The sequence below is a fragment of the Novosphingobium sp. UBA1939 genome (assembly GCF_002336885.1).
GTDB lineage: Bacteria > Pseudomonadota > Alphaproteobacteria > Sphingomonadales > Sphingomonadaceae > Novosphingobium.
Genome location: NZ_DDFB01000162.1, coordinates 1,857 through 14,726, shown reverse-complemented (window position 1 = coordinate 14,726; position 12,870 = coordinate 1,857). Strand labels below are relative to the sequence as shown.

The 12,870-nt window shown below is 67.0% G+C and carries 10 protein-coding genes; 5 read left to right on the top strand and 5 right to left on the bottom strand.

Going from position 1 to position 12,870, the window contains the following annotated elements; all coding sequences use genetic code 11:
• A partial coding sequence (locus tag B3547_RS21565) for an AMP-dependent synthetase/ligase (RefSeq protein ID WP_292966932.1) occupies window positions 1-1,225 on the top strand: 1,225 nt, incomplete at its 5' end.
• Between the two features lie 27 nt (window positions 1,226-1,252).
• On the opposite strand, the gene B3547_RS21560 is transcribed toward B3547_RS21565, so the two are convergent.
• From B3547_RS21560 to B3547_RS21545, 4 genes are all read right to left on the bottom strand, one after another.
• Window positions 1,253-1,780 carry a hypothetical protein gene (locus B3547_RS21560; RefSeq protein ID WP_136956186.1) on the bottom strand — a complete coding sequence of 176 codons (528 nt, stop codon included), beginning with the start codon at window positions 1,778-1,780 and terminating at the stop codon, window positions 1,253-1,255.
• Window positions 1,781-1,876: 96 nt separating this feature from the next.
• Window positions 1,877-2,602: a tRNA (guanine(46)-N(7))-methyltransferase TrmB gene (gene trmB / locus B3547_RS21555; RefSeq protein ID WP_194919079.1), complete on the bottom strand. Its 726-nt coding sequence runs from the start codon at window positions 2,600-2,602 to the stop codon at window positions 1,877-1,879.
• Between the two features lie 171 nt (window positions 2,603-2,773).
• The gene (ctrA, locus tag B3547_RS21550; RefSeq protein ID WP_124810097.1) at window positions 2,774-3,475 is read right to left on the bottom strand and encodes a response regulator transcription factor CtrA; all 702 of its coding nucleotides are present in this window, start codon (window positions 3,473-3,475) and stop codon (window positions 2,774-2,776) included.
• A 193-nt stretch (window positions 3,476-3,668) separates the two neighbouring features.
• Window positions 3,669-4,688, bottom strand: a complete 1,020-nt coding sequence (locus B3547_RS21545) for a tetratricopeptide repeat protein (RefSeq protein WP_223806702.1) — start codon at window positions 4,686-4,688, stop codon at window positions 3,669-3,671.
• A 288-nt stretch (window positions 4,689-4,976) separates the two neighbouring features.
• Between B3547_RS21545 and B3547_RS21540 the strand changes: the two genes are divergently transcribed.
• The 4 genes from B3547_RS21540 to B3547_RS21525 are packed head-to-tail and all read left to right on the top strand — an operon-like array spanning window position 4,977 to window position 11,289.
• Window positions 4,977-7,553, top strand: coding sequence for a cyclic nucleotide-binding domain-containing protein (locus tag B3547_RS21540; protein ID WP_292966923.1), 2,577 nt, complete (start codon window positions 4,977-4,979; stop codon window positions 7,551-7,553).
• 2 nt (window positions 7,554-7,555) lie between these two features.
• Window positions 7,556-8,473 (top strand): hypothetical protein, encoded by a 918-nt coding sequence (locus B3547_RS21535; RefSeq protein ID WP_292966920.1) that lies wholly within the window; start codon window positions 7,556-7,558, stop codon window positions 8,471-8,473.
• Window positions 8,470-10,380, top strand: a complete 1,911-nt coding sequence (locus B3547_RS21530; RefSeq protein WP_292966917.1) for a cytochrome c3 family protein — start codon at window positions 8,470-8,472, stop codon at window positions 10,378-10,380. Before B3547_RS21535 ends, B3547_RS21530 begins: the two co-directional genes overlap by 4 nt.
• A gap of 24 nt (window positions 10,381-10,404) precedes the next feature.
• Window positions 10,405-11,289 (top strand): phosphodiesterase, encoded by an 885-nt coding sequence (locus B3547_RS21525; RefSeq protein ID WP_292966914.1) that lies wholly within the window; start codon window positions 10,405-10,407, stop codon window positions 11,287-11,289.
• A gap of 4 nt (window positions 11,290-11,293) precedes the next feature.
• On the opposite strand, the gene rpoN is transcribed toward B3547_RS21525, so the two are convergent.
• Window positions 11,294-12,805 carry an RNA polymerase factor sigma-54 gene (gene rpoN / locus B3547_RS21520; protein ID WP_292966911.1) on the bottom strand — a complete coding sequence of 504 codons (1,512 nt, stop codon included), beginning with the start codon at window positions 12,803-12,805 and terminating at the stop codon, window positions 11,294-11,296.
• Between the last annotated feature and the right edge of the window lie 65 nt (window positions 12,806-12,870).

Genomic DNA, 12,870 nt, shown 5'->3' with positions numbered 1-12,870 from the left:
CACCGGCGGCGCGCCGCGCGGGGTGGTGCAGCACCACGGCGCGATCCTGTGCAATGTGGATGGCGCGGCGCATATCCTGGCCAACGATTTCGGCTGGGACGAGGAAGTGTTCCTGTCGTTCCTGCCGCTAAGCCATGCTTACGAGCACACCGGTGGCCAGTACCTGCCGATCGGCATGGGTGCGCAGATCTTCTATGCCGAAGGGCTGGAAAAGCTGGCGAGCAATATCGAGGAAGTGCGTCCCACGCTGATGGTCGTGGTGCCGCGCCTGTTCGAAGTGCTGCGCACGCGCATCATGAAGCAGGTGGAAAAGCAGGGCCGCGTGGCCAACTACCTGATGGGCCGGGCGCTGGCGATCGGCGAACGCCAGGCGCAGGGCCGCGGCCGGCTGCTGGACCGGCCGATGGATTTCCTGCTGGAAAAGAGCCTGCGCCCCAAGATCCGCCTGCGCTTCGGCGGCCGCATCAAGGCGATGGTTTCGGGCGGGGCGCCGCTCAATCCCGATGTCGGGGTGTTCTTCGAGGCGATGGGCCTGACCATGCTGCAGGGCTATGGCCAGACCGAAGCCGGCCCGGTGATATCGTGCAACCGCCCCGCGGCGGGCATCAAGATGGACACCGTCGGCCCGCCGATGAAGGGCGTGGAGGTCCGCATTGCCGAGGACGGCGAAATCCTCGTGCGCGGCGAATTGGTCATGCACGGCTACTGGCACAACCCGGCGGAAACCGCGCGGGCGATCCAGGATGGCTGGCTGCACACCGGCGATATCGGCCATCTCGATGCCAACGGCCGGATCGTCATCACCGACCGCAAGAAGGACATGATCGTCAACGACAAGGGCGACAACGTCTCTCCGCAGAAGGTGGAAGGGATGCTGACGCTCCAGCCCGAAATCGCGCAGGCGATGGTTTCGGGCGACAAGCGGCCCTATCTGGTCGGCCTGATCGTGCCCGATGCGGAATGGGCGGTGGAATGGGCGCGCGAACAGGACGAGAAGTTCGACGTGGCGACGTTGCAGGGCCTGCCCGCCTTCCGCAACGCGATTCGCGACGCGGTGGACCGGGTGAACCGGGATTTGTCGGTGATCGAGAAAGTCCGCCAGTTCACGTTCGCGGACGAGGCGTTCAGCATCGAGAACGGCGAGATGACGCCCAGCCTCAAGATCCGGCGGCACAAGATCCGCGAGCGGTACGGCGCGCGGATCGATGCACTCTACAAGGCGTAAAGGGGCTGTTTTTCAGGCAGTCCGTTATCAGGCGGCTTCGAGTTCGACGAATTCTGGATAGAACTTCGGCGCGCGGGGCGACCAGCCCGGCGCGGTGGCGGCGGCTTCGCTGATCGACTGGAGCAGGCCCTTGCGCCGTTCCGGCCGGATCTGCGGCAGCGCTGCGGCGCCGCAGAACGCGCCCGGCAGCCATGGCCGCACTTCGGCGCCCAGCAGGCGTTCGTAGAGGAAGCGATAGGCCGAGAAGCAGCTGAGCCGTTCCTGCCCCAGATCGAACGCGGTCACGCGCATCAGCTTGCCCATGAAGCTTTCGAGGCCGTCGGGACCGGGCCCTTCGGGCAGGACCGTGCGCAGCGTCTTGAGATCCTGATAGATCACGTACTGCGCGCGGATCGAGGCGGTTTCCTCGCCGCTGCGCGCCCACAGGCGGAACGCGTCCTGCCGGCCCAGGCCGACATCCAGACTGCGCCGGATATAGCGTTGTTCGGCGGCCGAGAAGCTCGCGAATTCGCGCATCTCGGTCAGGATCAGCGTAGCGGTGTCGGCGTTCGACATGAACCAGCTCCTGCCTTGGTGTCCCCGCGACTCCGGGGGGACCGGCATGCTGGATCATGCGCCATGCTTGGTTATTTTGAGGTTAACCCTGTCGCCTCAGCCTTCCTGACGGCGGCGATAGCGGAAATACCAGACCTCGTGGCCGTAGACGTTGCGCGCCTTGGCCTCATAGCGCGTTTCCGGCCAGCCGCCGGGGCGCTTCTGGAACTGCGCCGGCTTTTCGCACAGCCATTCGAACGCATCGCGATGGCGGCGCATCACCATCAGGGCATGGCGCAGGTAGATGGCGTGGTCGGTGCCGAAGCGGAATTCGCCGCCCGGTTTCAGCTTGGCCGCGAACAGGCGCAGCGGGCCGTCGTTCATCATCCGCCGCTTGGCATGGCGCGCCTTGGGCCAGGGATCGGGATGGAGCAGGTAGAGAAACGAGAGCGAGCCGTCGGGAATGCGCGCCAGCACCTCCAACGCATCGCCGTGATGGATGCGCACGTTGGGAATGGGTGGGTGCCGGCCGCCATCGCCGTCAAGGTGCGTCAGCGCCTGCGCCACGCCGTTGAGGAAGGGTTCGGCGCCGATGAAGCCGTGATCGGGCAGCATGTCGGCCCGTGCGGCCATGTGCTCGCCGCCGCCGAAGCCGATTTCGAAATGGAGCGGGCGATCGTGCCCGAACAGGCGTTCGGCAGTGACCGGGCCGTCCGTCGGCACGGCGATCTGCGGCAGCAGGGTATCGACCAGCGCCTGCTGGCCCTGGCGCAGGGGCTTGCCCTTGGCGCGTCCGTAGAGGCGGTTTAGCGTGGTGGGATCGCCGGACTTGTGCGCGGTCATGAAACGGGGCCTGCTGGTCGGTAAAGCGGCGCGCCTAGCAGACCGGCGATGCGTTGGGGAGGGGGGAGCAGGGAGGGGGGAGGGAGCGCCCGCAAACGAAAAGCGGCCCGCACCCCCCGGAGCGGACCGCTTTCGTCAGGAACAGACGCTGCGGGAAATGAGGGCGGGAAATCAGGCGGCCTCGACGTCCAGCTTGTCGTCCGGATCGCGCAGCACATAGCCGCGGCCCCAGACGGTTTCGATGTAGTTGTCGCCACCGCAGGCGTGCGCCAGCTTCTTGCGCAGCTTGCAGATGAACACGTCGATGATCTTGAGTTCGGGTTCGTCCATCCCGCCGTAAAGGTGGTTCAGGAACATTTCCTTGGTCAGCGTGGTGCCCTTGCGCAGCGAGAGCAGCTCGAGCATCGCGTATTCCTTGCCGGTCAGATGCACGCGCGCGTTATCGACCTCGACCGTCTTGGCATCGAGGTTGACCGAGAGCTTGCCGGTGCGGATGACCGATTGCGAATGGCCCTTGGAACGGCGCACGACCGCATGGATGCGGGCGATCAGTTCCTCGCGGTGGAAGGGCTTGGTCACGTAGTCGTCGGCGCCGAAGCCGAAGCTGCGCACCTTCGAATCCATTTCCGAAATGCCGGAGAGTATGAGAACCGGCGTCTGCACCTTGGCGACGCGCAGCTTCTTGAGGACATCGTAACCGTGCATGTCCGGCAGGTTGAGGTCCAGAAGGATGATATCGTAATCATAGAGCTTGCCGAGATCGAGGCCTTCTTCCCCGAGATCGGTTGAATAGACGTTGAAACCTTCGGCCGAAAGCATCAGCTCGATTGCCTTGGCCGTGGTCGGCTCGTCCTCGATCAGCAGCACACGCATACAACCGCCCCTTCTCGCCATAACAGGATGGCAGCGTTAATCCCTCGTCAAACGCTCTTGTCCGACATTAACCATAGGACCAATGAACATTAAAGGTTAATTTCGCGTAAATGCCGCAATCGCGGCGAGTCGCGCGGGTTTTCAACAGGCGCTGGAAACGATGGGGCCGGATGGCGGAAACCGCCGGCGGCGGTCAGGCGCCGGGAACGGCCAGAGTGGCGGCGGCCTCGCGCAGCCGGCGGCTGGCCGCCTGATCGTTGCGGAACGCGGCCAGGCCATCCTGCAGCGCCTTGCCGGCCTTGCCCGGCTCGCCCAGCTGCATGCGGCTGCGCATCAGCATGATCCACCCATCGGGATTGCCGGGGTTCTGGGCGAGCTTTGCCTCCAGCCCGTCGACCATGCCGCGCACCATCGCCTCCTGCTGGCCCTTGGGCAGACCGGCGGCGGCTTTCATTTCATCGCCCGTCGGGCCGGGAATGCCGGAGGCCGCCTTTTGCGCACCATCGGTAACCATGCCGGCGGCCGGCGCCGCGAAGCGCGCTTCGGCCAGCCGCTTGTCCACGTCGATCTTGTACTTCTGACCCACGTTGCGGATCACGTCGCGGATATCGTCGGCATAGGGGGCGTCGGACGGGGTGTCCGCCAGCAGGTCGAACCACATGTCGATCGCGCGGCGGTGCTGGCCTGAAAGGTCCATCGCCACCGCCTTGAAATACCGTGCGCGCGCATCCTTGGGATCGAGTTGCAGCGCGCGGTCGAACGCGGCCTGCGCATCGGGGGGTATCCGCCCCTCGCTGTCGCTCGCCAGCACCAGCGCCTCGCCGAGGAACGAGAAGGTTTCGGCGTGATCGGGATCGAGCCGGGTCGCCTTCTTCAGTGCGGTCGCGGCTTCGGCATAGCGTTCGGTCTGGAAATAGGACCAGCCCAGCATGCGCCAGCCTTCGGCGTTTTCCGGATCGGCCTTCAGCTTGGCCTCCAGCTTGGCGATCACATCGTCGACCGAAGGCGCCTGGCTGGCATCGGCCGTCGCCGGCGCGACTACCGCGGCTTCCTGCTTCTGCCCGCGATAGATCGCGACGCCCGCCGCGGCGATGGCCATGACCGCAGCGCCCGCCAGCAGCACCTTGCCCAACCAGCCCGCCCCGCCCGCGGCCTGCGGAGCCGGGCTTTCGAGGGCGGGACTTGCGGAAGGAGACTGCTCGGCCTCGGTCATCGAAATCTCCTTGCGGCGTTCTTGCGCTGCAACCGCATATCGCGCTCGCGCACCATGTTGCAAGGCGATGCGCGGCGGGCCTTGCGACGGCGGCCCGGAAGCGGCCGGCGCGTCCTTGCCCAAACCCACTCCACCCCGGTCCACCCCCCTTGTATGCGGTGCCGCGAATTTGCGGGTGGCAAAGCCCGGTTCATCCGCTAATGTCCGCGCGAATTGGGGTCGCAAATCGGTTGATGGAAAGCAGGAACCCGCAGAGGTCCGCTTTCGTGTTGCGGGGGACGCACACCGGTGAGCGAAGTCTACAAAGTTGCGATCATCGGCTCCGGCCCGGCGGGCATGAGCGCGGCCAGCCGTGCGGCACAGCTCGGGCTGAGCCATGTGCTGCTCGAAAAATCGGGCCATCTCTCCGACACGATCTACAAATACCAGAAGGGCAAGCACGTGATGGCCACGCCATCGCAGCTGATCCTGCGGTCTGACCAGGAGTTCGACGCCGGCAAGAAGGAGGACATCCTCGACAAGTGGAACCGTCGCACCGCTGAGCTGGGCGTGAACGTGAAATACAACGCCGACGTGAAGGCGATTCGCGGCACGGGCGAAGCGATCCCCGGCTCGGTGCAGCAGATCGTTTCCCGCGCGCGGGACGGGTCCACCACGACCACCGAGCTGCAACGCCATGCCCCGCCCTATGCGATCGAGCTGACCAGCGGCGAGACGGTGCTGGCCGAAAACGTGGTGCTGGCGATCGGCACGCAGGGCAATCCCAACCTGCTGCGCTGCCCCGGCGCGGACCTGCCGCACGTGACCTACCAGCTCGACGACCCCTACGCGATTCTCGACGAGCACGTCGTGGTGATCGGCACCGGCGACGCGGGGATCGAGAACGCGCGCGGCCTGGTCGAGGATGCGGCGCAGGGCAATGTCGTCACCGTGCTCAACCGCGCGCCCAAATCGACCAACGTGCGCGAAAGCTTCCCCACCGCCAAGGAGCCGAACGCCAAGGCGCTGGTCGAGGACGACGCGGCGGGCCGGCTGACGATCCGCTACGAAACCGAGACCAAGGCGGTCGAACCGGGCTGGATCACCCTGTCCACGCGCGATGGCGAGGAAAAGATCCGCTGCGACCGGATCATCGCGCGTATCGGTTCGGCGCCGCCGCGCGCCTTCGTCGAAGGCTGCGGCATCGCATTCGCCAGCGCCGACCGGCTGGCCTTCCCAACGCTTTCGCCGCAGTTCGAATCGACCGCGCCCGGCATCTTCGTGATCGGCGCGCTGGCGGGCTATCCGCTGATCAAGCACTGCATGAACCAGGGCTATGACGTCATCGAGTTCATCAACGGCAACACCACGCTGAAGCCGGCGGACGAGCCGCTGCTGGAAGCGCGCTTCCGCGATCTGCCAGGCAAGCGCTCGGTCGACGAATGGCTGGAGTTCCTGCGCACGCGGATCACCATCCTCGAAGGCATGACCCGCTTGCAGCTGCGCGAATTCATGCTCGATTCGGATGCCCGCGCCTATCGCAAGGGCGAGGTTATCTTCGAGAAGAACGATCCGGGGTCCTCGCTGTTCGCGATCGCTTCGGGATCGGTCCACGTCCGCATCGATCCGAACGATCCCTCGCGGGTCGTGCCCATTCCCGCAGGCACGATCTTCGGCGAGGTCGGCCTCATTTCCGGCCGTCGGCGCGGCGCGACGATCGTGGCGGCGGAGGATACGATCTGCGTCGAAATCAGCCGCAACGCCGCGCTCAAGCTGCAGAGCCAGGTGCCGACCGCGCGGCGGGCGATCGAGCGTATTTCCACCGAGCGGCAGATCCTGCAGATGTTCGGATCGGGGCTGACGCCCGACGATATCCGCGAAGTGGTGGAAACCGCGCGGATCGAACAGGTGCCGGCGGGCAAGCCGATCATCAGCGAGGGCGACGAGGATCGCGATGTCTTCGTCATCCGCGTGGGATCGATGATTGTGGAGAAGGAAGTCGGCGGCAAGCCGGTGTTCCTGTCCTACCTTCCGGCCGGCTCCTACGTCGGCGAGATGGCGCTGATCGATGGCGGCCAGCGCACCGCGACGGTACGCGCGGCGATCAAGTCCGAAGTGATCCGCATCGATGGCGATGCCTTCGCCCGCGTGCTGGCGGCGAAGCCGACGCTGCTGGAGCGCGCGCGCAAGGACATGGAAGGCCGCCGCAAGACCAACGCCTTCATCGAATCGCGCAAGGACAGCTTCTCGGGCGTGGTCGATCTCTATTCGGAGCAGGCCAAGTTCCTCGTCAGCCAGGGGCTGGGCGAGGCGACCGACGTGCTGCTGATCGACGAGACGCTGTGCGTGGGCTGCGACAACTGCGAGAAGGCCTGCGCCGACAGTCACGACGGCCTGTCGCGGCTGGACCGCGAGGCGGGGCGCAGCTTTGCCCACCTGCACGTGCCCACCAGCTGCCGCCACTGCGAGCACCCGCACTGCATGGCCGATTGCCCGCCCAACGCGATCCAGCGCGGGCCGGATGGCGAGGTCTCGATCAACGATACCTGCATCGGTTGCGGCAACTGCCAGCGCAATTGCCCCTATGGCGTGATCCGCATGGAGAAGGTGCCGCCGAAGAAGCCTTCGCTATGGTCGTGGCTGTTCTTCGGCAGCGGCCCCGGGCCGGGCGAGCCATCGTACAAGTGGTCGAAGAAGCACACCAAGTACACAGGCGATCCGGCGGTGGACGAACTGCTCGACCGCAAGAAGGCGATCAAGTGCGACATGTGCGCCGGGATCGATGGCGGCCCCAGCTGCGTGCGGGCCTGCCCCACCGGCGCGGCGATCCGCGTCTCGCCCGACGAGTTCCTGACCGTCGCCCGGCTCGAGAACGAGGAGGCCTGACCATGGCAAGCGTTGCCCAGGGGCCGGAAAAGGCCGGCAAGGTTCGCCGTCCGCGCACCGGTCGCGACCGGACCAGCACGCACGAAGGCTTCCTGCGTTATCGCAACGGACGGTGGCTCAAGATATCCGCGCTGCTCGCGGTGGTGCTGATCGCGCTGTACGTGTTCGTGCCGCTGCCGGGGCAGCATTTCGGATCGAGCTGGCTGGGCTACACGCTCGGCACGCTGGGCGCGCTGCTGATCCTGTGGCTGACGCTGCTGGGCGTGCGCAAGCGCGCGATCACGCCGGGCCGCTGGTCGCTGCGCGCATGGACCTCGGCGCATGTCTATCTCGGGCTGTGCCTGATCGTGGTGGGCACGCTGCATTCGGGCTTCCACTTCGGCTGGAACGTGCACACGCTGGCGTGGGCGCTGATGATGCTGGTGATCCTGTCCGGCCTGTTCGGCATCTGGGTCTATGCCACGCTGCCCAGCGCGCTGTCGGACAACCGCTATGACGAGGAAGGCGCGATCACCGAGAAGCAGATGGTGGAAGCGCTGCGGTCGCTCGACCGGCAGATTCACGATGCGGCGCAGCCGCTCGATCCGCAGGCGGCGGCGCTGGTCAACAGCAGCCTGGAGGAGAACCCCTTCGCGGGCTCCTTCTGGAACCGCGTGACCGGTCGCTACGCGCGCGACGCCACGCGCGCGGCGGCAGCGGAACTGCGCCGGATGCGGGCCTACCGCGCGCGCACCGCCGATGATCCGCTGGACAAGGTGGACGCACTGCTTACGCGCAAGGAGGCCATGCTGGGGCGGCTGCGCAAGCACTTGCGCCTCAAGACCTGGCTGCAGGCCTGGCTCTACGTCCACGTTCCCGTCACCTTCGCGCTGCTCGCCGCGCTTTCCGCGCACATCGTCAGCGTCTTCTTCTACTGGTGAGCGCCTCCATGAGCTTCCTGATCCGCCAGATCGCGCTCAAGTCCAGCGGCGAGGAGATCGTTCGCGGCTCCCGCGTGGACGGCGATGAACTGACCATCGGCCGCGACGCGGCCTGCGGCATCCACTTGCCGGACCTCGCCGTCGATCCGCGCCATGCGCGAGTCACGCGGATCGATGACCAGCGGCTGCTGATCGAATCGATCGGCGACCAGCCGTTCGACGTCAACGGCCGCAGCGTCAACCGGCGGGAACTGGACATCGCCACCGGCGCCGAACTGGGCTTCGGCGGCCATCGCATCCAGCTTTCGCGCGACGCGGACGCCGGATTACCGGTCTTTTCGGTGCGGCGGGTGGAAGCGGTTTCGGAATCGGCCGAGGATGTCGATCTCGGCAGTGCCTATACGCTGAAAGGTCTGCTGCCGGGCAAGCGGATGTCGGCCTGGAGCTTTGCCATCCTGATCCTGGTGGCGTTCCTGGCCTTTCCGATCTGGAGCTATGCCACGTACAAGCCGCTGGCGCTGCACAAGGACGATCGCCGCCCCGCGGGCTTCCACGCCGACAAGGCCTGGTCATCCGGCCATCTCAGCCTGGCGCACAAGAATCTCGAGAACGATTGCCAGGCCTGCCACGTCAAGGCGTTCGTGGCGGTGCGCGACAATGCCTGCCTCACCTGCCACACGCAGGATGCGCACCAGCATATCCCCGACGCGGCGCGGCTGGTGCGCGCGCGGGGCGAACCGCATGGCTTCGCCGCTTTCCAGCGCGCGGTGGCGACCGCTTTCAACCGTCCCGCCGGCCGTTGTGTGGATTGTCACACCGAACACGAGGGGGCCGGTGCTATGCCGGCCACCCGGCAGCAGTTCTGTACCGACTGCCATGATGGGCTGAAGACGCGCTTGACCGACACGAAGATCGCCGATGCCGCCGATTTCGGGACGGCGCACCCGCAGTTCAGGCCGACGGTGATCGTCGGCATGAACGGTGCGAAGCCGCTGCTGCAGCGCGCGGTGTGGAGCCCGACCCTGCGCGAGCCGAACGGTCTCAAGTTCACGCACGCCCAGCATCTGTCGAAGGTCAACGGTGTGGCGCAGATGGTGCGCCGCCGCCCCGGCCGCTTCGCCAGCGGCGAGGCGCTGGGCTGCCAGGATTGCCACAAGACCGATTCGGGCGGCGCGCGGTTCAAGCCGGTGGTGATGGAAGAAGCCTGCCAGAGCTGCCATTCGCTGAACTTCGACGAAGTGGGCGGCACGTTCCGGTCGCTGCGCCATGGCGAACCGGCGATGGTGGTGGCGGACCTGCGCGCGTTCTATCGCGGCACCGCGCCCGCGCGGCCGGCGAACCTTTCGGGCCTTGCCCGGCGGGTGCCCGGCGATGCGGCGCTGCGCGCCAGCGCGGCGGACTATGCCCGCGCGGTGCGGTTCTATCCCACCCGCGCCGACCAGGCGATCGCGCAGGTCTTCTCGAAGGGCGGCATGTGCTTTGACTGCCATACCGTGACGCGCGGTGGCACGGCGGCCACCGACGGCTTCGCGATCCAGCCGGTGGCGCAGAACGGGCGCTACTACAACACCGGCTGGTTCGATCACAAGGATCACCGCAAGACCGATTGCGTCGCGTGCCACACCCGCGCACCGCAATCGAACGATGCTTCGGACCTGCTCGTTCCCGGCATGGACGGCCCGGGCGGCTGCCGCAGCTGCCATGTGGGCGAGGGGGGAACGCACCTAGCCTCGGTCAAGGTCAAGGACCCGGTCGATTCCGGCTGCGCGATGTGCCATTCCTATCACATGGATAGCGGGGCTCCGTGGCAGCCGAAGGGCCAACGGGACAGGAAGCGTCCGCAGGATCCGATTCACACCGCCGTGGCCGACCGGCCCCGGCAGTGGGGGCCGGCATCCCTGAAGTAAGCGGGCTTGGGGGGGCGCGGGGCGATGCTGATCGCACAGATCACGGACATTCACCTGGGGTTCGAGCCGGACACGCCGGACGAATTCAACCGGCTGCGGCTGGACCGCACGGTCCAGGCCTTGCTGGAAATGGACCCGCGGCCCGATCTGCTGCTGGCCACCGGGGATCTGGTCGATCGTGGCGACCGGGAAAGCTACGAACGGCTGCGCGAGGCTTTGTCCGGGCTGCCGTTTCCAGTCCACTTCGCGCTGGGCAACCATGACGAGCGCGCGACGTTTCGCGAGGTCTTTCCCCAAGCGCCGTTTGCCGGGGATTACCTGCAATACGTGATCGACAGCCCGGCGCTGCGGCTGATCGTGCTCGATACGCTGGAAGAAGGGCGGCACGGCGGCGCGTTCTGCCAGGAGCGCGCGGCATGGCTTGCCGCGCGGCTGGACGAGGACACGGTCAAGCCCACGTTGATCGTCCAGCACCATCCCCCGATCGAGGCCGGCATTCCGTGGATGAACACCGACGCCGCCGAACCCTGGGTGGAACGGCTGGCGTCCTGCCTGCGCGGGCGCGCCAACGTGACAGGGCTGGTCTGTGGCCACATCCATCGCGCCAGCGCGACGCGGTGGGAGCATGTGATCGTGGCCACCTGCCCGTCCACCGCGCCGCAGGTCGCGCTCGACTTGCGGCCGATCGATCCCGACGTGCCCGATCAGCGGAACCTGATCGTCGCCGATCCGCCGGCCTATGCGCTGCACTGGTGGAACGGGCGCGAACTGGTGACGCACTGGGATACGGCCGAGGACCGGCTGGTGCTGGCGCGCTATGACGCCGATCTCCAGCAGATGATCCAGCACATGCTGGCCGAGCGCCCGGACGCCGGATTGGCGGGAGCGGGGATGGCCGCGGCGGAATAGCCGCTCAGCGCACCCCGGCGAGCGCCTTCTGGCGGCGGCGCTGCACCGAACTGCCCAGCCCGATCGCCTCGCGATACTTGGCGACCGTGCGGCGGGCGAGATCGAAGCCACGCTGCTTCAGCAGATCGACCAGCGCATCGTCGGAGAGGATCGCCTTGGGATCCTCGGCGTCGATCAGTTGCCGGATCGCCGCCTTCACCGCCTCGGCCGATACCGCGCCTTCGCCATCGGCCGAAGCGACGCCCGAGGTGAAGAAGTACTTCAGCTCGAACGTGCCGCGATCGCAGTGCAGGTACTTGTTCGAGGTCACGCGGCTGACGGTCGATTCGTGCATCGCGATGGCTTCCGCCACCGCGCGCAGCGTCAGCGGGCGGAGGTGCGAGACGCCGTGGCGGAAGAACCCGTCCTGCTGCTTCACGATCTCGGCCGCCACTTTCAGGATCGTCTTCTGCCGCTGGTCCAGCGCTTTCAGCAGCCAGTTGGCGTCGGCCAGCTTTTCCCCCAGCCAGCCGCGCGCTTCCTTGCTGACGCAGGCGCCGCGCATTTCCACGTAATAGCTGCGGTTGACGATCAGCCGCGGCAGCGTGGCCTGGTTGAGCGCGATGTCCCAATCGACCGAGCCGTCCTTGCGTGGCACCGCGCGGATCAGGATGTCCGGCACCACGGCTTCCGCACCGCCGCCGCCGAAGCGCTGGCCGGGCTTGGGATCATAGCCGCGCAGCTCGGCCAGCATGTCGGCGAAATCCTCGTCGTCCACGCCGCACATGCGCTTGATCCGGGAAAACTCCCCGCGCGCGACAAGGTCGAGGTTGTCGATCAGCCGCGCCATGCAGGGATCGTAGCGATCGGCCTCGCGCGCCTGCAGCGCCAGGCATTCGGCCAGCGACCGCGCACCGACGCCCGTGGGATCGAGCGATTGCACCAGCGCCAGCGCCGCTTCCGCCGTGGCGGGGGGCACGCCGAGGTCGGCGGCGGCTTCGGCCAGGGTGATGGTGAGGTAGCCGGCCTCGTCGATCTGGTCGATCAGCCAGCGCGCGACGAACAGGAGCTGCGCGTCGGACGTCGCCGCGCCGATCTGGGCATGGAGGTGCTGCGCCAGCGTCTCGTCGAAATCGCCGCGTTCGTCGATGCCGGGGCCTTCGCCACCCGCCGCCGCGCCGGTCGCCCCGCTTCCCGAGCCGTAATCCGGGAGATCGCCGGTATCGCGGTCCCGATCGAGCGCGGTGACGTCGATGTCCAGCGGGCGATCCTCTTCCACCCGGCCCTCGCTGACGAGCTGGTCGACCGGGGAGGTTTCAAGCTGGGTACGCCGGGCTTCCTCGGGCAGACCGTCCAACGGATCGGGCGGCGTGGCCGCTTCGCCGATCTCGAGCAGGGGGTTGGCGTCCAGCGCCTCGCCGATGAAGGTTTCCACTTCGAGATTGGACAGCGCCAGCAGCTTGATCGCCTGCTGGAGCTGCGGCGTCATCACCAGCGACTGGGTTTGCCGTATGTCGAGGCGCGGACCCAGCGCCATCGTTCAGTGTTCCCCCGCCCCGCGCATCAGAGCGTGAAGCCCTCGCCCAGATAGAGGCGGCGCAC